We start from the raw sequence: 23070 nt of genomic DNA, 5'->3' as shown, positions 1-23070 counted from the left end.
AAAGGACCATATGGCCAAGGGCTCGAACCTGATGCTGGACGCCTTCTGGCGTGCCGCCGCTTACTGCTTCCGCCCACCGGTGATCCTGCTGTCGCTGGTGCCGCTGCTGGTGATGCTGGTGGCCGTGGGCGGCTGGAGCTATTTCTTCTGGGGCGGCAGCGTGGCCGCGGTGGAGCAGTCCATCGAGGGGAGCCGCTGGCTGAGCACCGTGTTCGGCTGGTTCGGCAACAGCGGCTCGGCGGGCTTTGCGACCGCGGTGGCGCCCTTCGTCGTGCTGGTGCTGATGACGCCGGCGGCCGCCGTGCTCGCGGTACTGGTGATCGCCTTCCTGATGTCGCCGGCCCTGGTGCGCATGGTCACCGAGCGGCGCTTCGCGCAGCTCGAGAAGAAGCACGGCACCGGCCTCGTGGCCAGCGTGCTGTGGGCGCTGTCGGCCACGCTGCTGGCCGGCATCGCCTTCGTCGTCACCATTCCGCTGTGGCTGATTCCGCCGCTGGTGCTGATCGTGCCGCCCGTCATCTGGGGCTGGCTGACCTACCGCGTGATGAGCCTGGACGCGCTGGCCGAGCATGCCAGCAAGGCCGAGCGCGACGCCATCCTGCAGCGTCACCGCTGGCCACTGCTGCTGATGGGCGTGATCACCGGCTACATCGGCATCGCGCCCAGCATCGTCTGGGCCTCGGGCATCATCTTCACCGTCGGCTTCGTCGTGCTGGTGCCGCTGGCGATCTGGATCTACGCGCTGACCTTCGCGTTCTCGTCGCTGTGGTTCATCCATTTCTGCTTGGCGGCGCTGCAGCAGATGCGCGCCGACGCGAGCCCGGCCATCGAAGTGCCGGCGCGCGAGATTCCTGCACCGCAACTGCCTCCATCCCCATGAGCTACCGTTTTTCCGTCCTCATCATCGGCGACGAGATCCTGTCCGGCAAACGCCAGGACGGGCACCTGGCCAAGGCCATCGAGATCCTGGCCGAACGCGGCCTGCAGCTCACCGGCGCCGAGTACGCCGGCGACGACCTACCGGGCATCGCCGCGCGGCTCGAGCGCCTGTTCGCCAGCGGCGACCAGGTGTTCAGCTTTGGCGGCATCGGCGCCACGCCCGACGACCACACCCGCCAGGCCGCGGCCCTGGCGCTGGGCCAGCCGCTGGCCCTGCACCCACAGGCGGCCGAGCGCATCCGCGAGCGCATGCAGGACATGGCGCGTGACAAGGGCGAAGCCTTCGACCCCGAGCGCGCCGACAACCGCCAGCGCCTGCAGATGGGCGTGTTCCCCGCGCAGGCCCAGATCATCGAGAACCCGTACAACAAGATCCCCGGCTTCAGCTGCGCCGGCGCGACAGTGAACGGTGTGGGCGGCTGGGTCCACTTCCTGCCCGGCTTTCCGGTCATGGCCTGGCCGATGATGGCCGCCGTGCTCGACGCGCGCTACCGCGACGCCTTCCACCTGCAGGCGGTGACCGAGCGCTCCGTCAAGGTCTATGGCGCGATGGAGTCGGCGCTGACGCCGTGGATGGTGGAGCTGGAGGCGCAGTTTCCGGCCGTGAAGGTGTTCAGCCTGCCCTCGGTGGGCCACGCCGGCGAAGAGGCGCACATCGAGCTAGGCGTGAAGGGCCCGCCCGAGGCCGTGGCGCAAGCCTGGCCGGTACTGCAGGGCAGGCTGCATCAAAATGGTGCAAGAATGAGCGCCGAAATGGTGCGTGAAATCCGATAAACCGAAATTACCGAAATTTGCACCATATCGGTGCAAATGCAGACTGCAAGTGCCGGCAAAGACAGTCATCAGGCTGGCACGCAATCTGCTTAAGATACCGCGTACGATTTTCAACCGAGCACATTTCTTTTGGAGAATTCGATGGCCAAGACCGTTGCAGATGTGATCAGCATGGTGCAAGAGAACGAAGTCAAGTTCGTGGACTTCCGCTTCACCGATACCCGCGGCAAGCAGCAGCACGTGACCGTGCCCGTGTCGCACTTTGACGAAGACAAGTTCACCTCGGGCCACGCATTCGACGGTTCGTCCATCGCCGGCTGGAAGGGCATCGAAGCCTCCGACATGCAGCTGATGCCCGACCCGAGCACGGCCGTGATCGACCCCTTCTTCGAAGAGCCGACCCTGGTGCTGACCTGCGACGTGATCGAGCCGGGCGACGGCAAGGCCTACGACCGCGATCCGCGTTCCATCGCCAAGCGCGCCGAAGCCTACCTGAAGGCCTCCGGCCTGGGCGACACCGCCTTCTTCGGCCCCGAGCCCGAGTTCTTCCTGTTCGACGGCGTGCGCTGGAGCACCGAGCCGAACAACACCTTCTACGAGATCGAAGAGTACGAAGCCCCCTGGAACACCGGCTCCAAGCTCGACGGCGGCAACCGTGGCCACCGTCCCACCGTCAAGGGCGGCTACTTCCCCGTGCCCCCGGTCGACAGCACGCACGACATGCGCGCCGAGATGTCGCTGGTGCTCGAAGCCGTGGGCATTCCGGTCGAAGTGTTCCACCACGAAGTGGCGGGCGCCGGCCAGAACGAGATCGGCACGCGTTTCTCCACGCTGGTGGAGCGCGCCGACTGGACCATGCTGCAGAAGTACGTGATCCACAACGTGGCCAACGCCTACGGCAAGACCGCCACCTTCATGCCCAAGCCCTACCACGGCGACAACGGCTCGGGCATGCACGTGCACCAGTCCGTGTGGAAGGACGGCAAGAACCTGTTCGCCGGTGACGGCTACGCCGGCCTGTCGGACTACGCGCTGTACTACATCGGCGGCATCATCAAGCACGCCCGCGCGCTGAACGCCATCACCAACCCCGGCACCAACAGCTACAAGCGCCTGGTGCCGCACTTCGAAGCCCCGGTGAAGCTGGCCTACTCGGCCAAGAACCGCTCGGCCTCGATCCGTATCCCCTACGTGGCCAACCCCAAGGGCCGCCGCGTCGAAGCCCGCTTCCCCGATCCGCTGATGAACCCCTACCTGGGCTTCGCAGCGCTGCTGATGGCCGGCCTCGATGGCGTGGAAAACAAGATCCACCCGGGCGAAGCCGCCACCAAGGACCTGTACCACCTGCCGCCCGAGGAAGACAAGCTGGTGCCCACCGTGTGCCACAGCCTCGACCAGGCACTGGAAGAGCTGGACAAGGACCGCGCCTTCCTGACCAAGGGCGGCGTGTTCAGCGACAGCATGCTCGACGCCTACATCGAGCTGAAGATGAGCGAAGTCACGCGCATGCGCATGTCCGTGCATCCGGCCGAGTACGACATGTACTTCTCGCTGTAAGCACTGCGCACCCCCAAGAAAGCGGCCTCGTGCCGCTTTTTTCGTGGCCGCGGAACTGTTGCGGGGCCCGCGGCTCTTTACCCATACACTGCGCAATATTTGCAGTGGGGTCGCCAGGCTTGCGTGATACTTGCGGCCTGGAGTTGGGAGAGCATACTGCCGCTATGTACAAGAAATTGCTGATGTTGGCCGCGATGGCGGGCTGCGCGCAGGGTGCGCTGGCCCAGGACAGGATTTACCGCTGCGGCAACGAATACACCAATGACCTTTCGCAGGCCCGCAGCCGCAACTGCAAGCTGATCGAGGGCGGCAATGTCACCGTGGTGCAGGGAACGCGGCCGTCGCCGGCGGCTTCGGGCGCGGCCCCCAAGCCTGCCGCCAGCACCCCGCGCGCGGCGGCGCCCGCGCCGGCCAGCGCCAAGGCCAATACGGCCGAGCAGCGGGCGCGCGAGTCCGATGCGCGGATGATTCTGGAATCGGAACTGCGCAAGGCCGAGGCCCGCAAGGCCGAGCTGCAGCGCGAGTACAACAACGGCGAGCCGCAGAAGAATGCGCTCGAGATGCGCAACCCCGCGTTCTACAACCAGCGCATCTCCGACATGAAGACCGAGATGACGCGGGTGGACAGCGACATCGCCGGCATCCAGCGCGAACTGTCGCGCCTGCCTGCGCCTTCCAACTGAATCCCCCATGCCTTCCATGCAGTCGGACGATCCCTTCTGGCTCGGCCTCGAACAGATGGCGACGCTGGCGGCCGTCATCGGCCTCGACGGCGCCGCACTGCGCGTCAATGCCGCGCTGGAAGATGCGCTTGGCGTGTCGCGCCGCCAGATCCTGGGCCATGACCTGGGACTGTTCTTCCAGGATGACGAGCTGCTGTACCGCGCGCTGGTCGATGCGCGCGGCCAGCGCTTCTCGTCACTGCGCTTCGAGGGCCAGCTGCGGCGCAGCCTGCACGAGGGCACGCCGGTGCACGTCAACCTGTCGTGGTGGATGGAGGGCTCGGAGATCCTGGTCGAGATGTGGCCCTTCGAGCAGCAGGTGCGCCAGGACCGCGAGGAGCGCGTGCGCGAGCAGGCCATGGCCAACAAGGAGCTGATCCGCAACCTGGCGCACGAGATCAAGAACCCGCTGGGCGGCATCCGCGGCGCGGCGCAACTGCTCGACATGGACCTGCCCGACCCGGCGCTCAAGGAGTACACCGAGGTCATCATCCACGAGGCCGACCGCCTGCAGAGCCTGGTCGACCGCCTGCTCGAACCTCACCGCCATCCGCACACCGTGGGCGACGTGAACATCCACGAGGTGTGCGAGCGCGTCTGCCTGCTGGTGCTGCTGGAGTACCCGCAGCTGCTGCTGGAGCGCGACTACGACGCCTCGCTGCCCGAGATCCGCGGCGACCGTGAGCAGCTGATCCAGGCGCTGCTGAACATCGTGCAGAACGCCGCGCAGGCGCTGGAGCCGCAGATGCAGGAGTCCGCCGCCCGCATCACGCTGCGCACCCGCATTGCGCGCCAGCTCACGCTGGGCCGCAAGCGCCACAAGTTGGCATTGGAATTGCATGTCATCGACAACGGACCCGGCATTCCTGCGGAAATCAAGGAGCGCATCTTCTATCCGCTGGTGACGGGTCGCGCGGGTGGCACAGGCCTGGGCCTGCCGCTGGCACAGACCTTTGTGCAGCGGCACGAAGGGCTGATCGAATGCGAGAGCGAGCCGGGACGCACGGACTTTCGCATCCTGCTGCCATTGACCGGATAGAGCTGTAACAGGGAAGGGCAAGCCAAGCGATGAAACCGATCTGGATAGTGGATGACGACCCTTCGATTCGCTTTGTGCTCGAAAAGGCCCTGGCGCGCGAACACATGCCCACGCGCAGCTTCGTGCACCCGCAGGAGGTGCTGCAGGCGCTGGAGTCCATGGACGAGGCCGATCCGCAGGCGCAGCCGCCCTCGGTGCTGGTGAGCGACATCCGCATGCCCGGAGGCAACGGGCTGCAGCTGCTGGAGCAGGTCCATGCCCAGCATCCGCACCTGCCCGTCATCATCATGACGGCGTTCTCCGACCTGGACAGCGCCGTCTCGGCCTTCCAGCGCGGTGCGTTCGAGTACCTGCCCAAGCCCTTCGACGTGCCCAAGGCGGTCGAGCTGATCCAGCGCGCCGTGCAGGAAAGCCAGACCCAGGTGCAGGCCGCGCCGCGCCTGGGCAACGGCGCCGAGATGCTGGGCCAGGCGCCCGCGATGCAGGACGTGTTCCGCGCCATCGGCCGCCTGAGCCAGAGCGCCGTCACCGTGCTGGTGACCGGCGAATCCGGCACCGGCAAGGAGCTGGTGGCGCGCGCGCTGCACAAGCACTCGCCGGTGTCGGGCGGGCCCTTCGTGGCCATCAACACCGCGGCGATCCCCAAGGACCTGCTCGAATCCGAACTCTTCGGCCACGAGCGCGGCGCCTTCACCGGCGCGCAGACCCAGCGGCGCGGGCGCTTCGAGCAGGCCGAGGGCGGCTCGCTGTTCCTCGACGAGATCGGCGACATGCCGTTCGACCTGCAGACGCGGCTGCTGCGCGTGCTGTCGGACGGGCATTTCTACCGCGTCGGCGGCCATGTGCCGGTCAAGTCGCATGTGCGCGTGATCGCCGCCACGCACCAGCACCTGGAGGAGCGCGTGAAGAACGGCGCCTTCCGCGAGGACCTGTTCCACCGCCTGAACGTGATCCGCCTGCGGCTGCCACCGCTGCGCGAGCGCCGCGACGACATTCCCATGCTGGCCCGCCACTTCCTGCAGGTCAGCGCGCAGCAGCTGGGCGTGGAGCCCAAGCTGCTGTCCGACGCCGCGGTGCAGCGGCTGGCCCAGTTCGGCTTTCCGGGCAATGTGCGCCAGCTCGAGAACATCTGCCACTGGCTGACGGTGATGGCGCCCACGCAGCGCGTCTCGGCGCAGGACCTGCCGCCCGAGGTGCTGCAATCGCCCGCCATGGCCGTGGAAGTCCATGCAGACAGAAATACCGCTCAAGCGCTTGATGTACCTGCGGTAGATGCTCCCAAAAGCATAGTGATCAACAGCACACCGACCGAACCTGCCGCCGCGCCGGTGCCGCCGCCGCAGGCACCGGCCGTCGAAGGGCAGGGCGTGGCCGGCTGGGAGCCGCTGCTGGCCCGCGAGGCCCAGACCCTGCTGCGCGCCGGGCGCAATGACGTGTGGGATGTGCTGTCGCGCAGCTTCGAGTCGCAGCTGATCCGCACCGCACTGGCCGCCACCCACGGCCGCCGCACCGAGGCGGCGCAGCGCCTGGGCATAGGGCGCAACACCATCACGCGCAAGATCCAGGAACTGGGGCTGGATGCGGAGGATGAGGAGTGAATGTAGGGGTAAGGCAGCTCACTCCCAACCCGAGGAAAGACCGTGCGCCTTGCGCGCAAAGCGCCTGGGTTTTTGTTGGAAAGAGTACACTGAAGCCATGGAGCTTGAAATCTACGAAGCACTCACCGCGGTGAATGTGCCCGCCGACAAGGCGAAGGCCGTAGCCGAGTCGATCAACAAAGAGATCGACCGGCGATATTCGCTGCACGCTTCGCAACTGGCTACCCGCGGAGATCTGCAGGACGCCAGGGGTTCGCTGGAAGCCAAGATCGCCCAGGCGCAAACAGAAATCATCAAGTGGTGCATCGGCAGCATGCTGGCCGCCGTCGGGCTGTTTGCCACCATCACCAAAATTTGGCACTGACAGCCACTCCTTCCAGGCAAGGCCCGTTTCCACGGGCCTTTTTCATGCCTACCTGCCATGCTGGATGGCGTTGACGCCCCGGGGCCGAACAGGCCCTACACTGCGCCGATGCACGCCAGAGTCCTGAAATACTTCGACGAAGTGGTGCGGCGCGGCTCGATCCGCAAGGCCGCCGAGCACCTGCACGTGGCGCCCACGGCGGTGAACCGCCAGATCCTCGAACTCGAGGCCGAGCTGGGCGCGCCGCTGTTCGACCGCATCAACCGCCGCCTGCGCCTCACGCCCACCGGCGAGATGGTGCTGGCCCACGTGCGCGCCACGCTGCGCGACTACCAGGCGCTGGGCGAGCGCATCGAGGAGTTCAAGGGCGCGCGCCGCGGCCGCATCACCATCGCCGCCACCGCCGGGCTGGCGGGGGCGCTGCTGCCGTCGCTGGTGCACGACTTCCGCCAGCGCTACCCGGGCATTGCCGTCAGCGTCAACGACCTGACGATCGCGGAGATCGTCGCCGCGGTCGAGCGCGGGGACTGCGACCTCGGCCTGGGCTACGACCTGGCGGCCAGCCCGGCGCTGCGCCGGCTGGCCGTGAGCGAATGGCCGATCGGCGCCGTCGTGGTGCCCGGCCACCCGCTGGCGGGGCAGCCGTCGGTGCTGCTCAGCGAGTGCGTGGGGCATCCGCTGATCCTGCCTGCACCGGTGCTGAGCATACGCACCATCCTGGACGAGGCCTTCGCCCGCCACGCCATCGAGGTCACGCCGGTGGCCGAGTCCACCTCGATGGCCTTCATCCAGAGCCTGGTCATCCAGGGCGGCGGCATGGCGCTGCTCAATCCGCTGGACATCATGGAAGAGCGCCAGCGCGGCGCCTTGGTCTACGTGCCGCTGCGCGGCCACGACCTGCCGCGCCAGACCCTGGTGCTGGCGGCCCGCACCGAGGCCACGCTCAGCGCCGCGGCCGAGCTGATGGCCACCGACATCGGCGCCACGCTGGCCCGGCTGTTCAGCACCAGCCTGTGAGTGCCAGATGTCCACTTTTTGTGGACATATAAAGCGGAATTCTGTGCTATCGCAGATACGTGATCCCTTCTAGAGTGGCGCACATCGCAACTTCTGGAGAGACGCAGCATGACGCTGATAGCCTTGCACGCCGATGTGCTGGTGACCATGGATTCCGAGCGCCGCGAGATCCGTGACGGCGCCCTGGTGGCCGACGGCCCCGCCGTGCAATGGGTGGGGGCTACGGCCGACCTGCCCGAGCACTACCGCCGCATGGCCGACGAGGGCACGGCCCGGGTGCTCGACCTGCGCGGCAAGGTCGTGATCCCCGGCCTGGTCAACACCCACCACCATATGTACCAGAGCCTGACGCGCGCCGTGCCCGCCGCGCAGGACGCCGAGCTGTTCTCGTGGCTCACCAACCTCTACATGCTGTGGTCGCACCTGACGCCCGAGATGATCCACATCTCCACGCAGACCGCCATGGCCGAGCTGATGCTATCGGGCTGCACCACGACCAGCGACCACCTGTACCTGTACCCCCACGGCTCGCGCCTGGACGACTCCATTGCCGCCGCGCAGCAGATGGGCATGCGCTTCCACGCCGCGCGCGGCTCGATGAGCCTGGGCCGCAGCAAGGGCGGCCTGCCGCCCGACGTGGTGGTCGAGGAGGAAGAAGCCATCCTGCGCGACAGCCTGCGCCTGATCCAGCAGTACCACGACGGCTCGCGCCACTCCATGCTGCGCGTGGTGCTGGCCCCGTGCTCGCCGTTCTCGGTCACGCGCGACCTGATGCGCGAATCGGCCGTGCTGGCCCGCGCGCACGGCGTGTCGCTGCACACCCACCTGGCCGAGAACGACAACGACGTGGCCTTCTCGCGCGAGAAATTCGGCCTCACGCCCGCGCAGTACGCCGAGGACCTGGGCTGGGTGGGCCGCGACGTGTGGCATGCCCACTGCGTCAAGCTCGACCCCGAGGGCATCGCCCTGTTTGCGCGCACCGGCACCGGCGTGGCGCACTGCCCGTGCTCCAACATGCGCCTGGCCTCGGGCATCGCACCGATCCGCACCATGCGCGACGCGGGCGTGCCCGTGGCGCTGGGCGTGGACGGCAGCGCCTCGAACGACGGCGCCCACATGCTGGGCGAGGCGCGCCAGGCCATGCTGCTGCAGCGCGTGGGCTACGGCCCGGCGGCGATGAGTGCCCGGGAGGCGCTGGAGATCGCCACGCTGGGCGGAGCGCGCGTGCTCAACCGCGACGATATCGGCGCCCTCGCGCCCGGCATGTCGGCCGACTTCGTGGCCTTCGACATGTCCCAGGTCGGCTATGCCGGCGCCGGCCACGACCCGGTGGCGGCGCTGGTGTTCTGCACGCCGACCAACGTCGATACCAGCGTCATCAACGGCCGCGTGGTGGTGGAGGGTGGAGGCCTGCTCACCGCCGACCTGCCGGTGGTGCTGGGCCGCCACCGCGACCTGGCCCGCACCCTGTTCGAGCGCGCTGCCGGGCACTGACGCCCGCAGCATCCCATCGAAAACACACATAAATATTCAGGAGACAAGACATGGAACAACTGCTGTACAAGGTGGAGGACCGTCCGCCGCTGTTCATCACCTCGGCCCTGCTGTCGCTGCAGCACCTGCTGGCGGCGCTGGGCGGGATCATCGCCGTGCCGCTGGTGTTCGGCGGCGCGCTCAAGCTGCCGGCCGACCAGGTGATCGCGCTGGTGAACGCGGCGCTGCTGGGCTCGGGCCTGGTCACCATCATCCAGTGCCGGGGCGTCGGCCCCATCGGCATCCGGCTGCCCTGCGTGATGGGCACGAGCTTCGCCTTCGTCGGCGCGGGCATCAGCGTGGGGCTGGAGCACGGCGTGCCGGGCATCCTCGGCTCGTCGCTGGTGGGCTCGCTGGTGATGATCGTCGGCAGCTATTTCATGCCGGTGATACGGCGCTTCTTTCCGCACACGGTGACCAGCGTGGTCGTCACGATGATCGGCCTGTCGCTGACACCGGTGGCCGTCGACTGGGCCGCCGGCGGCGTGGGCAGCGCGAGCTACGGCGCGGTCGGCCACCTGGCCATCGCCGCCTTCGTGCTGCTGCTGGTGATCGCCTTCGTGCAGTGGGGCAAGGGCATGGTCTCGGCCTGCGCCGTGGTGCTCGGCATCCTGGGCGGCTACGTGCTGTGCCTGGCGCTGGGGCTGATCGATTTCTCGCAGGTGCGGGACGCGCAGGTGTTCGCCATCCCGCAGCCCATGCACTTCGGCATGGCGTTCCCGGTGTCGGGCATCGTCGCTATGTCCATCGCCTTCCTGGTCACCATCGTCGAGACCACCGGCACCTTCATGGCGCTGGGCGCGGCCACGCAGACCCGCATCGACGGCAAGCGCCTGTCCAGCGGCATCCTCTGCGACGGCGTGGGCTCGGCCTTCGCGGCCATCATGTCCAGCCCGCCGCTGTCCACCTTTGCGCAGAACGTGGGCGTGGTGTCGCTCACCGGCGTGGCCAGCCGCCATGTGGTGATGCTGACCGGCGTGCTGCTGGTGGTGGCCGGCCTGTTCCCGGTGCTGGGCGCGGTGGTGGTCACGATCCCGCTGCCGGTGCTGGGCGGCGCGGGCCTGATGATGTTTGCCATGATCATCTCGGCCGGCATCCGCATGCTCAGCGGCTGCGAGCACACCAAGCGAAACAGCCTGATCATCGCCGTCTCGCTGGGCTGCGGCCTGGCGGTGACGGTGCGCCCCGATCTGCTCGCCCGCCTACCGGCCTTCGTGCGCGAGGTGTTCGGCTCGGGCATCACCGTGGGCGCCCTGGTGGCCGTGGCGCTGAACCTGGTGCTGCCCGGCTGGGAAAAGGCAGAGGCGGAAGAGGGCGAGCCCGCCTGAAATATTCAGCCAAAAATGGCTCTGGCGCTTATCCAATAAGCGCTAACAGCTATCAATACTATAGGGCGGCGCGGTTCGACGATTCGCGCACCACCAGCTCGGCCAGCGGCCCGGGCACGGCCACCTGGGCGGTCTCGCCGCGCAGGTGGTCGAACAACAGATCGATCGCCTGGTGCGCCACCTGGTCCAGGTGCAGGTTCACGGCCGTCAGCGGCGGCTCGCAGCTGCGGGCGCGCAGGCCGTCGTAGCGGGTGGCGACCATCACGTCCTGCGGAATGCGGCGGCCCAGGGCCTGCACGGCCCGGGCGGCGCCGACGGCGAAGGCGTCGATGGGCACGCACAGCGCATCGATTCCGGGATGGGCCGCCAGCAGCGCGGCGGCAGCCTGCTCGCCGCCGGCCTCGCCCCGCACCTCGTCGGCCGTTTCCAGCAAAAGGGGCAGGCCGTGCTGGCCCACAAAGCGCTCGTAGCAGGCGCGGGCCTCCACGTAGGAATTGCGAGGCTCGGTACCGAGGATCATCGCGATCTGGCGCGCGCCCTGGGCATGCAGGTGGTCGAGTAGCAGCTGCGTGGTGTGGGCCGAGTGGATGTCGACGTGCGGCACGGCCCCGGGCTGGCTGCCGGGCCGCCCGATCGTCACCACCGGCAGGCCGCGGCGCTGCAGGTAGGCGAGGTTGGCGTCGTCGGCCGAAGGCTCGATCACCAGCGCGCCGTCTACCTCCAGCAGCTCGAGCGGCACGGTGCCGCTTTCCATCGGCGGCGCCAGCACCAGGGCGAGGCCCCGGTCCAGCGCCGCGGCGGCGGCCACGGCCGCCACCTCCATCATGAAACCCAGGCGCGAAGGGCCGCCGGCCACCGCGAAGGGCATGGACGACAGCAGCACGATCATGTGCGCCTCGCCGGTGCGCAGGCGCTGCGCGTGGCGGTTGGGCCGGTAGCCGAGCCGGGCGGCGGCCTGCTGCACGCGGGCGCGGGTCTGGGCGTCCACCTGGCCGCGCTCGTTGAGGGCATGCGACACCGTGGTGGGCGAGACGCCGGCTTCGCGGGCCACATCCTTGATGGTGACGCGCTGGGGAAAATCAGGCATTGATCTTTCCAAGATTTGATGCTTCAATTGTGCCCGTGACCCAAATCGTTTTGGGAAACATGGATGTTGAAAAATGTACACCCCGCCGCCCGGCGGATTTTTTGAACCCCTGACCCAAATCGTTTTGGGTAACGATTGTCGAGGAACCAACCATGTCCCGAGAACAAGAGCCTGTCGATGCGATGCTGCCCTGGTCGCAGATGCTGCTGTTCGGCCTGCAGCACGTGCTGGTGATGGCGGCGGTGCCCATCACCTCGGTGTTTCTGGTGGCCAAGGCGCTGGACCTGTCGGCGGCGCTGACGGTGAACCTGATCAGCGCCACCTTCCTGCTGTGCGGGCTGGGCTCGCTGCTGCAGTCACTAGGGCCGTGGAAGATGGGCTCCAAGCTGCCCTTCATGATGGTGCCGGGCGGCGCGCCGGTGGTGATGTTCCTCACCATCGCGCAGCAGCGCGACCTGCAGACGGCCTCGGGCGCGGTGATCCTGACGGCGCTGTTCTACTTCCTGGTGCTGCCGGTGTTCACGCGCTGCCTCAAGTATTTTCCGAAGATCGTGATCGGCACGCTGCTCATCCTGGTGTCGGTCAACCTGGTCAAGGTCTATGGCGGCATCATCGCCGGCAAGCCCGGCTCGCCGACTTTCGGCGACCCGGCCAACATCGGGCTGGCGGTGGCGACCATCGCCTTCACCGTGCTGTTCGCCCGCGTCTTCAAGGGCATGCTGGGGCAGCTGTCGGTGCTGCTCGGGCTGGTGGCCGGCACCTTGCTGGCGGCGGCCTTTGGCCTGGTCGACATAGCGGGCGTGGTCTCGGGCCCGGTGCTGAGCGCGCCCACGCTGCTGCCTTTCGGCATGCCGCGCTTCGACCTGCTGGCCGCGCTGCCGCTGCTGATCTTCAGCGTGATCTCCATGGTCGAGGCCACGGGCCAGACCATGGCGGTGGCCGAGATCGTCGGCAAGGAGGTCAAGCCGCGCGAGATCGTGCCGCGCACCATCCGCGGCGACGCGCTGATGTCGCTGGCCGGCGGGCTGTTCGGCACCTCGATGATCATCACCAGCGGCGAGAACGTCGGCATCGTGCGCGCCACCAACGTGCGCTCGCGCTATGTGACGGCGGCAGCCGGCCTGATCCTGGTGGCCATCGCGCTGCTGGCTCCGCTGGGCCGGCTGGCCAACGCCATTCCCGCTGCTGTCGTGGGCGGCACGGCGCTGATCGTGTTCGCCATCATCGGCACCATCGGCATCGACATGCTGCGCCGCGTGGAGCTGCACCAGCGCAGCAACATGTTCATCCTGGCCTGCGCGCTGACCATGGGCCTGCTGCCCATCGTGGTGCCCGGGCTCTACACCAAATTTCCGCCCACGTTGCAGATGGTGCTGGGCAACGGCCTCGCCATTGGCTCGCTCACCGCCATCTTCCTCAACATCGTGTTCCACCACCTGCCTTCGGGCCACAATCAACAAGAAGCCGCCGCCGCAGGGCAGGCGCCTACCGCACCATGAAATCCACTTTAGCTACCGACTCCGCCGCTCTGGCCGATGCGCTGCAGGCGCCGGCCCTGCTGCTGGCCCCCGAGCACCTGTTCCTGCGCGACGGCCCAGTGCGCGGCCATGCCGTGCTGGTCCAGGACGGCCGCTTTGCCGACATCGGCCCCGCGGCCGAGCTCGCCGCGCGCTACCCGCACCTGGCGCCGCTGGAACTGCCCGGCCGCGCGATCATGCCCGGCATGATCGACGTGCACCACCACCTGACGCAGTCCTTCGGCAAGTCGCTGGCCTATGGCGAGCCTTCGGAGATCTTCCGCCGCGTCTGGGTGCCGCTCGAGGCCAGCCTGGACGACGAGTTCGTCTACCTCGTCTCCAAGCTCGCCGCGCTGGAGTCGCTGCGCGGCGGCTTCACCACCGTGTGCGACGCCGGCACCCGCGCCAAGGGCGACATAGCCGCGCTGGCCCGGGCCACGCAGGAGGCCGGCCTGCGCTGCGTGATGGGCCTGATCTGCAACGACGGCGGCAACGACAGCACGGCCGAGCAGCGCCGCAGCCTGAAACAGGGCGCCGAGCAATTCCTGAGCCGGTGGCAGGGCGCTGAGCTGGTCCACCCGTCGCTGGCCATCTCGGTGCCCGAGGCGGCCTCGGACGAGATGCTGGCCGCCGTCTCGCGCCTGTGCGCCGAGGCGAAGACCATCTTCCAGACCCATGTGAACGAGCACCTGGCATCGGTCGAGCGCTCGGTGGTGCAGCGCGGCCTGCGCCCGCTGGAGCTGCTGGCCCACCTGGGCGCGCTCGGCCCGCAGGTGCTGATCGCGCACGGCACGCTGGTCACGCCGCCCGAGCTGCAACTGCTGCGCCGCACCGACACCGCCGTGGCCTACAACCCCGTCGCCAGCCAGTGGAAGGGCAATGCCGTGGCGCAGGCCCAGCTGATGGCAGCGCTGGGCATACGCTTCGGCCTGGGCACCGATTCCACCCGAGCCGACGCCTTCCGCCTGATGGACGCGGCCGAGGCCGCGCAGAAGCTCGCGCACAGCCTGGCCATCGGCGATGCCTCGTGCGGCGGCGGCTGGACCTGGTTCGACCACGCCACCTGCGAGGGCGCGCGCGCCATCGGGCTCGACCATCTCATCGGCGAGATTGCCGTCGGCAAGGCGGCCGACTTTCTGCTGCTCGACGTGGACACGCCCGAGCTGTGCACCTCGGTGGACCTGACCTGGGACCTGGTGCGTCTGGGCAACCGCGACCAGATCGACGCCGTCTTCACCGACGGCCGCCTACGCCTGTGGCAGGGCTGGCCCACCGACTGGGACGCCCGCGCGCTGATGCGCCAGGTGGCAAGCATGGCCGGCCAGGCCATCGCACAGGCTCCGATCCAGCGCCTGCACCCGACGGCAGCCGAGCACCGGCGCCTGCACAACCAGTTGGCAGGGGAGGCTGCGTGACGGCGACCCATCTGCTGCTGCTTTCGCTGGTGGTGCTGGGCGCCGCCTTTGTGCAAGGGGCCACCGGCATGGGCTTTGCGCTCATCACCGCGCCGGTGATCGGCCTGGTGCGGCCCGAGCTGTTGCCGGTCTCCGTGCTGGTGCTGATGCTGCCGCTGAACATCTACGTGCTGTGGCGCGAGCGCGGCGCCATCGACTGGCCCGGCGCCAACTGGATCACCGCCGGCCGCGTGCTGGGCACCGGCGGCGGGCTGTGGGTGCTGGCAGCGCTGAGCGCCAGCCACCTGGCCTGGTTCGTCGGCCTGTCCACCATCGCCGCCTCGCTGGCCACGCTGGTGATGCCGGCCTTCTCGCCGGGCCGTCCGGCCTTCGTGACGGCCGGCCTCATCACCGGCGTCACCGAGACCGCCACCGGCATCGGCGGCCCGCCGCTGGCCCTGGTCTACCAGCACCAGCCGCCGGCCACCATGCGCGCCACGCTGGCCTTCTGCTTCCTGGTGGGCGAGCTGATGTCGCTGGCCACACTGCTGGCCACCGGCCACATCCAGGGCCCGCAGTTGATGGCCACGCTGTATCTGCTGCCCGCGCTGGTGATAGGCGCGCTGGCCAGCCGCTTCGTGCACTACCGCATCAACGGGCGCTTTCTGCGCATCTTCGTGCAGGTCTTCGCGATCGCCTCGGGCCTGGTGCTGATCGGGCGACAGATCTGGTAGGTATCAAAAAAGAGAGCTGCTTGCGCTTTATACCAAAGGATTTCAATAGGAAAACTATTTGAAATCCTTGCTGAAAAAGCGCTAGCAGCTCACTTTTTATCAACCCAGCTCCACCACCACCGGTGCGTGGTCGCTGGGCTGCTTGTTCTTGCGCGGTGCGCGGTCGATGCTGCAGGCCGACACCATGCCGCGCAGCGCCTCGCTCACCAGGATGTGGTCGATGCGCAGGCCGCGGTTCTTCTGGAAGCCCAGCATGCGGTAGTCCCACCAGCTGAAGCTCTTCTCCGGCTGCTCGAACAAGCGGTACGCGTCGTGCAAACCCAAGGCCAGCAGCGCCTTGAAATGGTTGCGCTCCTCGGTCGTGTGGTGGATGGTCTCGCGCAGGCCTTCAGGGTCGAACGAATCGCGGTCTTCCGGCGCGACGTTGAAATCGCCCACCAGCACCAGGCGCGGATGCGCGTCCAGCTCCTGCTGCACCCAGGCGGCCAGCGCCTCCAGCCAGCGCATCTTGTAGGCGAACTTTTCCGAGCCCGGTTCCTGCCCATTGACGAAATAGCCGTTGATCACCCGCACCGGCCCCGCCGCGCTGGGCACGGTGGCGGCGATCACCCGGGCCTGCTCGTCGCCGTGGCCGGGAATATTGCGCACCACGTCGGCCAGCGGCTCGCGCGACAGCAGGGCCACGCCGTTGTAGGTCTTCTGCCCATGCGCCACCGCGTGGTAGCCGATCTGCGCGAAGGCCTCGTGGGGAAACTTGTCGTCCGTGAGCTTGAGCTCCTGCAGCGCCAGCACATCGACCGGCTGCACCGCCAGCCAGTCCAGCACTTGGGGCAGGCGTACGGAGAGGGAATTTACGTTCCAAGTACCTATCTTCATAGCAAACCCAATGCATCTCATCCAATGATGGGCGCCATTGTGCCTTGGCTCGGAGGCTGGTGGACGCAGGGCAGGGCTTAAGCAGGACAGCCGAGACCGCGGTCGCACTTCAAATCTAAGTTGAAAACTATTTCAAACAACAATGGATTCAACAAGATCGATAAGTATTACAAAATCAAGAAGGGATAGCAGTTCCGGCACTGTCCGAGAGCTACGCAGAAAGGCGCCGGGAATGACTTCTACCCCCTATTTTTCATCATAGCGAAAGGCAATGTCTTGCAACATGATTTACATCAATGGTGTGAATCATGGCGATAGCCCCCGGTCAGATAACCCAAGGCATCGAGAGCAAACAAGATCCATATTCCACCATCCATGCACCAGCGCCATTTTCCCCAACCTGCCATGCATTTACCCGCGGACCTCTGCATGGCAGGTCTTTCTTTGCCGGCAGTCCATCCAGGCACATCTGGCAACGCAGTGGTGGCAGAAGGTGGTAAAGAAGACGAGCACAAACAGCTCTATCCAGAGCGCTTGCACCTGGCATTGGCCTCCAGTGACCAGATGAAGGGCCTGGACGCCGCGGCCTTCTGCGCGGCCACTGCAGCCGCTATGGGCTGCGCAGCAGCTGGAACTTTTCCTTACCAAGAGAGACCCACACCGGCAATGTCTGCGGTTGCCGCAAACCGGGTTCTGCTGGTCACGGAGCCCCCGGCTATCGGCACCACGCCGAAACTGGCGGCTTATTTTTCAACGAACACTGAAGTGAGAATCAATCAATAATGGCAACCGATCGCCTTGGGGATATGCGGCTATTTGTACAGGCTGCCGCCATGGGCAGCCTGACCACTGCTGGCAGCAAGCTGGGTTTCTCGCCAGCCGCCGCGAGCGCCCGGCTTGCCAAGCTGGAGAGATTCCTGGGCGTCAAGCTGTTCCACCGGACCACCCGCCACCTGCAGTTGACCAACGAAGGCCGGATCTACCTCTCGCACTGCATGATCGCATTGCGTGCGATAGAAGACGGTGAGTTCATGCTGCAGGCAGGGCAGAAGGCGGTGCGGGGGAAAATCAGGATATCTGCCTCCACGGACTTTGGCAGAAGCCTGCTGGACGACTGGCTGAATGACTTCGTACAAGAACACCAGGACATCCAGCTTGCGCTCATTCTGAACGATTCATTTTCGAATCTACACCAGGAGGGAGTGGATATTGCCATCCGATTCGGCCGGCCCGCGCAATCCATGCTGGTGGCAAGGCGGCTGGCACCGAATTTCCGCGTCCTGTGCGCATCGCCGGATTATCTCGCTGCGCATGGAACCCCGCTCACTCCTGATGATCTTGCCCAGCATAAATTCGTCGTTCTTGCGACCGAGCGCGGGCTTCTGAATGAATACCATTTTGCCAAGGACGGCAAATTCTGGAATTACACCGTGCCTAGCGATCGTTCGTGGGAAGTGAATGATGGTGAAGTCGCAACCAAATGGGCCATTGCTGGGCGAGGCATCACCCGCAAAACCATTTGGGATGCGGCCTCCAGTATTCGTACCGGCAAGCTTCGGATTATTCTTCCCGAATTCAATCTCAACGAAGATGGCGTTTATGCTGTAAGGCATAGCACCGAGTTCATGCCACCACGGATTCGCGCACTGCTGGATTTTCTGTCCGATCGATTCGAGCAGGAGGCTTCGGCAATGCAGGATTTCTTCATGGCCAGCCGGAACCCATCTGAACCCTGAGTGAGGTCGTACAAGAGGGCTCATGCCCGCCGAAGAACAGCAGACATGCCTGTGGAAACTATGCGGTTGCGCCCCCTGTGCTTGGCCTGGTAGAGCATCTGATCCGCCTGCGAAATCCAGTCCGCCGCCGTCTTCATCTCGGACGACAGGCCGGCGATGCCAAAGCTTGCGGTGACCAGCGTCTGCGGGATCAAGGGTTGTTCATGCAGCCGGTTTTGCAGGCGCCTCATGGCCTCATTGGCAGTCTGTGGCGAGGTATTGGGCAGAAGCAACGCAAACTCTTCGCCGCCATACCGGCATGCCACATCGATATTGCGCAGATCCTTGGCCAGCATGCGGCCAAAACGGCGAATCACATCATCTCCGACCGGATGGCCATATTGGTCGTTGACATTCTTGAAGTTATCCAGATCGATCAATACCAGGCAGGCCTCATTACCGCCTCGGCGAAACCGTGCGTATTCTTCGGCCACCCGGCGGTCCCAATAGCGCCGGTTGTACAAGCCCGACAAGGCGTCGCGCAGGCTCAACTCCATGAGTGCGGTGCGTTGGGCGCTCAACTCCCTCCAGGCGCGGCGGATGGCCATGCCAACGAATGCGGGATAGGCCAGCAGCAATGGCAAGCAGGCTGCAATATCCCATAGGCTGGATTCTGGCGCCCAATGCACCTGCAGCAAAAGCACACCGAGGGCCATCCCTGCGATATGTGCCAGCAAGCCATAGAGCATCAGTTTCCAGCCACCGCATACCACGCTCCCGAGGGTCATTACGGCGTACATCAGCAGGCATGGCAGCATATTGAAGCCGGCGGCAACCGTCCAGAGACCGCCAAGCAGATGGTCGATGCACAGATGTTTATTGCGGCTCTTGAATGAACCGCCATTGGCTTGCAGGTGCCAATACGTCATATAGGGCCAGACAATGGTGTGCGCTATTGCAGCCACGCCGACCCATAGCGGAATACTCAAGGCATGAAAAGCGGGTGCTATGGCCAGAAGACACAGCGCCAAGCCCAGCATGCGCAGCCGAAATATCAGGCAGGAGAAATTCCAGCTTTTAGGCCAGTCATTGTCTTGTTGAAGGCCCGAGGGGTCTCGTTCCAGTTCCATCGCAGCGCCGGTCATCTGCATGCTAGGTATATACCCCTGGTAATTACGCCCCAAAGAGGCAGGAAGGCAGGATAGAATTAATTTTGTAAGTTATTGTTTATGGCCTGATTGATCGAGGATGCATGCTCTTTTCAACATGCAGCTTTTGATTTTATGCATCTGCCCTTGTGCCGATTTATTAATTTTCATTGAATAAATTTCAAATCAGTACGGCAGAACCAACCCGAGTTTGTCGGATCAGGGGGCAATATCCCGCATCCGAAGTGGTGCGGGCCTGCCTCAAGGCTCAATCGCTTTGGAGCATTTGCAGGGCAGCCGCCTAGTCGGACTCCAGCAATTTGCCCGCAGGGTTGTGCAACGGCGACTCGGCGCGGAAGTAGCCCAGCACCGACTGCACGCTGCGGTGGCCGGTGAGCGCCATGGTGTCGGCCAGTGGCATGCTTTGCCGGCCGGCTTCGGTGACGAAGCCGGAGCGCAGCGAATGCGCCGAAAAATCACCCTCCACCCCCGCAAGCGCGCAGCGCTGCTTGACGATGGCCGAGACGGATACGGGTGTGAGCGCCTCGCTGCCCACGCGCCCGTTCCTGTAGATGCGGCGAAAGAGGGGGCCTGCCGCAATGCCCGAGGCCGCCAACCACTCGCCCAGCGCACGGCCAGCCACGCCGACGATGGGCTTGCGGTTCTCTGGCAGATCGCGCCCGGTCTGGTTGGTCTTGGAGTGGCTCAGCTCATAAAGATATTGTCCTGGTGCGATGGCATGCAACTGCTCCAGCGTGGCGCCAGCCACCTCGGAGCGGCGCCGCCCGCCGCTGGCCCAGGCGAACAGCAATAGCGCGCGGTCGCGCTTGCCCGCCAGGCTGTCGTCGCAGGTGTCCAGCAGCAGTTCCAGCGGTGCGCGGGTGAGAGCGGCCTTCTTCTGCGCACGTTCGCCGCGGCGCGCATAGGCCTTGCGGGCCATGGTGATGGCGTGGCGCACCTCGGCGTCCTGGCAGGGATTGGGCAGTTGCCGGACCTGGTGCAGCTTGGACAGCACCGCCAGCCGGTGGATCACGGTGCTCAGCGCCAGCGGCCCCGGCTTGCCCTTGGCACCGCTGGCCACCAGCGCCTGATCGATCTCGGGTGGCAGTGCCTGTTGCAGGCCTGCCTCGGCGCGGTGCTGCACATGGTCCACCACAAACTGCAGCACGACCGCTGCCGGCAAGGGCAGGGCCAGCGCCTGCCGGTAGCGCAGCTGTACCCACGCCTCCCAATAGCGCAGCGCCGCCTGGTAGCTGCTGATGGTGTGGGGCGATTCGCCCTCGGCCAGCAGCGCGGCCAAGGCCTGCGCGCCGCCGGCGTCCAGCCCCTGGGCGCCAGAGGGCACCAAAGGGCGCAAATCGGCGGTGAGAGAATTTATATGTTGAATTTCATACATATGATGTATAAAATATTACGTAATACATGAGTTAATTTTCGATAAATATCACTTATCGAAAGTAATAAGGCGAAGGATAGCAGATGAACGGCATTTTGCGTAGCGCGCGCGGTGTTCAGCGCGACGAGGTGTGGCAGGCGGCCGATGCGCTGTTGCAGGAGGGCAAACGCCCGACCATCGAGCGCGTGCGCCTCAAGCTCGGGCGCGGCTCGCCCAATACCGTGAGCCCGATGCTGGAGGAATGGTTTGCCACGCTGGGGCCGCGACTGCGTGGTGCTGGCGGCGGCGAGCGTCCAGGCATGACCGGTGCAGCGGTGGCTTCGCAGGCTGTGGAGGAGGGCGCGCAAGGGCGATCGCTGCTGCCCGACCCCTTGCGCCAAGCCATGCATGCGCTGTGGCAAGGCGCGGTGGAAGAGGCTGGGCAGGCGGCGCAGCAGGCCCTGCAGGCGCGGATGGAGGCCCTGGAAGAGCGCGAAAGCCATCTGGCGCAGGCCCAGGCCGCCTTGCAGGCCGAGCGCGAAGCCTTCGAGCAGCAGCGGCCCGCGCTGGAGCAGGCCCTGGCCTCAGCCCACGCGCAGGCGCGGCTGCAAGGCGTGCGGATCGCCGAACTGGAGGCGGCCGCCGCGCACAAGGATGCGACCATCACCCGCCAGGCCGAGCGAGCCCAGCAGCTGGAGCGCGAGGTATTGCTCACGCGGCGCTCGTGGGACGAGGCCCGCGAAAAGCACGCCGCCGAGCAACGGGCGCAGCAGCAGCAAATGGACGCGCAGAACCGCCACCACCTGCAGGAGCTGGACCGCGTGCGGCAGGAGGTGAAGCAACTGCTGCAATCGCAGCGGCAGGAGCAGGAACAGCATCTGCAGCAGCAGGCCCTATGGCAGCGCGAACGCAGCGAACTGCAGGCAGAGTTGGAGCGCGCGCAGGCACAGGTCGCCGCGGGAACCCGGCAGCTGAAGGACATGCAGGCGCTGCACGCGGCGCAGGGCGAAGCCGAGGCCGCGCGCACCGCACTGCTGCAGCAGCAACTGGCGCAGTGGCAGGCGCAGGCCGAGGCGGCTGCGCGCCAGGCAAGCTCCCCAACCGATGCGCAAGCCGGCGAGGGCAGGGCGGCACGCAGGCCGTTGCGGCCGGCCGCAGCCAGGGCCAATGCAGCCGCCGTGCCGCGCCCCGGGCGCCTGTCATTGCGCCGTCATTGACGCGTCACAGCGCTGTCACGCCACATTCAGATACTTGCGGCCGTCCGGGCTGGTTCGCCTTTCGAGGGAACCGGCCTCCAGTCAACGCAAGGATTTCGAATGTTGCATCGCAAGACGTGGGCCGCGCTGGTCGTGGGTTTGGTGGGTACCGTGGGCGCCTGGGCGCAGAAGGCGGAATTGACCGTCTACACCGCGCTGGAGATCGACCAGCTCAAGGCCTACCAGGAGTCTTTCAACAAGGCCCATCCCGATATCGCCATCAAGTGGGTGCGCGACTCCACCGGCGTGATCACCGCCAAGCTGCTGGCCGAGAAGGCCAACCCCAAGGCCGACGTGATCATGGGCGTGGCCGCATCGAGCCTGGCGCTGTTCGACAAGAACGACATGCTGCAGGGCTACGCACCCAAGAACCTGGCCGCCGTCACGCCGCAGTACCGCGACGGCCGCAACCCGCCGCACTGGGTGGGCATGGACGTCTTCGGCGCCACAATCTGCTTCAACACGGTGGAAGCCAAGAAGCGCAACATCCCCGTGCCCACCAGCTGGCACGACCTGACCAAGCCCGAGTTCAAGGGCCAGGTCGTCATGCCCAACCCGGCCTCGTCGGGCACTGGCTACTTCGACGTGGTGGCCTGGCTGCAGCTGTTCGGCGACGACAGCGGCAAGGGCGGCGGCTGGAAGTACATGGATGCGCTGCACGAGAACATCGCGCAGTACACGCACTCCGGCTCCAAGCCCTGCAACATGGCGGCGCAAGGCGAGTACGTGGCCGGCATTTCGTTCGAGTACCGCGGTCACGTCAACAAGTCCAAGGGCGCGCCAATCGAGCTGGTGTTCCCCAAGGAAGGCCTGGGCTGGGACCTGGAAGGCACCGCCATCTACAAGGGCACCAAAAACCTGGAAGCCGCGCAGAAGCTGGCGGATTGGTCGGCCAGCAAGGATGCGATGCAGCTGTACGGCAAGAACTTCGCCGTCACCGCCGTGCCCGGCGTGGCGCCCAAGCTCGACAGCATTCCGGCCGACTACGAGAGCCGCCTGATCAAGCTCGACTTCGCCAAGATGGCCGACACCCGCGAGCGCGTGCTGGGCGAGTGGACGCGCCGCTACGACGGCAAGAGCGAGGCCAAGAAGTAATG

The 23070-nt window shown here is 66.1% G+C and carries 21 protein-coding genes; 17 read left to right on the top strand and 4 right to left on the bottom strand.

Going from position 1 to position 23070, the window contains the following annotated elements:
• Positions 1-10: 10 nt before the first annotated feature.
• From ACYVKR_RS19220 to ACYVKR_RS19175, 10 genes are all read left to right on the top strand, one after another.
• Entirely contained in the window at positions 11-880 is an 870-nt protein-coding gene (locus ACYVKR_RS19220; protein ID WP_460482564.1) for an EI24 domain-containing protein, read from the top strand.
• Positions 877-1713, top strand: coding sequence for a competence/damage-inducible protein A (locus ACYVKR_RS19215; RefSeq protein ID WP_460482563.1), 837 nt, complete (start codon positions 877-879; stop codon positions 1711-1713). The genes ACYVKR_RS19220 and ACYVKR_RS19215 overlap by 4 nt, the downstream gene beginning before the upstream one ends.
• A 141-nt stretch (positions 1714-1854) precedes the next feature.
• A complete protein-coding gene (glnA, locus tag ACYVKR_RS19210) occupies positions 1855-3270 on the top strand; it encodes a glutamine synthetase family protein (RefSeq protein ID WP_460482562.1) in 1416 nt (471 codons plus the stop codon).
• A 164-nt stretch (positions 3271-3434) separates the two neighbouring features.
• Positions 3435-3953, top strand: a complete 519-nt coding sequence (locus ACYVKR_RS19205; RefSeq protein WP_460482561.1) for a hypothetical protein — start codon at positions 3435-3437, stop codon at positions 3951-3953.
• Between the two features lie 7 nt (positions 3954-3960).
• Complete coding sequence (gene glnL / locus ACYVKR_RS19200) at positions 3961-5031, top strand: two-component system sensor histidine kinase NtrB (protein ID WP_460482560.1); 1071 nt, start codon at positions 3961-3963, stop codon at positions 5029-5031.
• Positions 5032-5060: 29 nt separating this feature from the next.
• Entirely contained in the window at positions 5061-6629 is a 1569-nt protein-coding gene (gene ntrC, locus ACYVKR_RS19195) for a nitrogen regulation protein NR(I) (protein ID WP_460482559.1), read from the top strand.
• A 97-nt stretch (positions 6630-6726) separates the two neighbouring features.
• Positions 6727-6993 carry a hypothetical protein gene (locus ACYVKR_RS19190; RefSeq protein ID WP_460482558.1) on the top strand — a complete coding sequence of 89 codons (267 nt, stop codon included), beginning with the start codon at positions 6727-6729 and terminating at the stop codon, positions 6991-6993.
• 108 nt (positions 6994-7101) lie between these two features.
• Complete coding sequence (locus ACYVKR_RS19185; RefSeq protein ID WP_460482557.1) at positions 7102-8010, top strand: LysR family transcriptional regulator; 909 nt, start codon at positions 7102-7104, stop codon at positions 8008-8010.
• A 108-nt stretch (positions 8011-8118) separates the two neighbouring features.
• Complete coding sequence (locus ACYVKR_RS19180; protein ID WP_460482556.1) at positions 8119-9504, top strand: amidohydrolase family protein; 1386 nt, start codon at positions 8119-8121, stop codon at positions 9502-9504.
• 50 nt (positions 9505-9554) lie between these two features.
• The gene (locus ACYVKR_RS19175) at positions 9555-10871 is read left to right on the top strand and encodes a nucleobase:cation symporter-2 family protein (RefSeq protein ID WP_460482555.1); all 1317 of its coding nucleotides are present in this window, start codon (positions 9555-9557) and stop codon (positions 10869-10871) included.
• A 58-nt stretch (positions 10872-10929) separates the two neighbouring features.
• Here ACYVKR_RS19175 and ACYVKR_RS19170 read toward each other — a convergent pair whose 3' ends face one another.
• Positions 10930-11958 carry a LacI family DNA-binding transcriptional regulator gene (locus ACYVKR_RS19170; RefSeq protein ID WP_460482554.1) on the bottom strand — a complete coding sequence of 343 codons (1029 nt, stop codon included), beginning with the start codon at positions 11956-11958 and terminating at the stop codon, positions 10930-10932.
• A 152-nt stretch (positions 11959-12110) separates the two neighbouring features.
• On the opposite strand from ACYVKR_RS19170, the gene ACYVKR_RS19165 reads away from it, so the two are divergent.
• From ACYVKR_RS19165 to ACYVKR_RS19155, 3 genes are read left to right on the top strand one after another with little or no spacing between them, the layout of a single operon-like run.
• Positions 12111-13457 carry a uracil-xanthine permease family protein gene (locus ACYVKR_RS19165; protein ID WP_460482553.1) on the top strand — a complete coding sequence of 449 codons (1347 nt, stop codon included), beginning with the start codon at positions 12111-12113 and terminating at the stop codon, positions 13455-13457.
• Positions 13454-14890, top strand: coding sequence for an amidohydrolase family protein (locus ACYVKR_RS19160; protein ID WP_460482552.1), 1437 nt, complete (start codon positions 13454-13456; stop codon positions 14888-14890). Before ACYVKR_RS19165 ends, ACYVKR_RS19160 begins: the two co-directional genes overlap by 4 nt.
• Entirely contained in the window at positions 14887-15603 is a 717-nt protein-coding gene (locus ACYVKR_RS19155; protein WP_460482551.1) for a sulfite exporter TauE/SafE family protein, read from the top strand. The genes ACYVKR_RS19160 and ACYVKR_RS19155 overlap by 4 nt, the downstream gene beginning before the upstream one ends.
• Positions 15604-15702: 99 nt before the next feature.
• Here the strand turns inward: ACYVKR_RS19155 and xth are convergent, their stop codons facing one another.
• The gene (xth, locus tag ACYVKR_RS19150) at positions 15703-16479 is read right to left on the bottom strand and encodes an exodeoxyribonuclease III (protein WP_460482550.1); all 777 of its coding nucleotides are present in this window, start codon (positions 16477-16479) and stop codon (positions 15703-15705) included.
• A gap of 429 nt (positions 16480-16908) precedes the next feature.
• Between xth and ACYVKR_RS19145 the strand changes: the two genes are divergently transcribed.
• Both ACYVKR_RS19145 and ACYVKR_RS19140 read left to right on the top strand, forming a co-directional pair.
• Positions 16909-17262, top strand: coding sequence for a hypothetical protein (locus ACYVKR_RS19145; protein WP_460482549.1), 354 nt, complete (start codon positions 16909-16911; stop codon positions 17260-17262).
• The gene (locus tag ACYVKR_RS19140) at positions 17262-18215 is read left to right on the top strand and encodes a LysR family transcriptional regulator (RefSeq protein ID WP_460482548.1); all 954 of its coding nucleotides are present in this window, start codon (positions 17262-17264) and stop codon (positions 18213-18215) included. Before ACYVKR_RS19145 ends, ACYVKR_RS19140 begins: the two co-directional genes overlap by 1 nt.
• Positions 18216-18235: 20 nt before the next feature.
• On the opposite strand, the gene ACYVKR_RS19135 is transcribed toward ACYVKR_RS19140, so the two are convergent.
• Both ACYVKR_RS19135 and ACYVKR_RS19130 read right to left on the bottom strand, forming a co-directional pair.
• Positions 18236-19345, bottom strand: a complete 1110-nt coding sequence (locus ACYVKR_RS19135) for a sensor domain-containing diguanylate cyclase (RefSeq protein ID WP_460482547.1) — start codon at positions 19343-19345, stop codon at positions 18236-18238.
• Between the two features lie 298 nt (positions 19346-19643).
• Positions 19644-20687 carry a site-specific integrase gene (locus ACYVKR_RS19130; protein ID WP_460482546.1) on the bottom strand — a complete coding sequence of 348 codons (1044 nt, stop codon included), beginning with the start codon at positions 20685-20687 and terminating at the stop codon, positions 19644-19646.
• A 134-nt stretch (positions 20688-20821) separates the two neighbouring features.
• Between ACYVKR_RS19130 and ACYVKR_RS19125 the strand changes: the two genes are divergently transcribed.
• Positions 20822-21934, top strand: coding sequence for a DNA-binding protein (locus ACYVKR_RS19125; protein ID WP_460482545.1), 1113 nt, complete (start codon positions 20822-20824; stop codon positions 21932-21934).
• A gap of 99 nt (positions 21935-22033) precedes the next feature.
• The gene (locus ACYVKR_RS19120; RefSeq protein ID WP_460482544.1) at positions 22034-23068 is read left to right on the top strand and encodes a type 2 periplasmic-binding domain-containing protein; all 1035 of its coding nucleotides are present in this window, start codon (positions 22034-22036) and stop codon (positions 23066-23068) included.
• The last annotated feature ends 2 nt before the right edge of the window (positions 23069-23070 follow it).

This window comes from Comamonas humi, assembly GCF_054782535.1.
The sequence above is the reverse complement of the archived record's forward strand: the minus strand, read 5'-3'. Positions and strand labels throughout refer to the sequence as shown.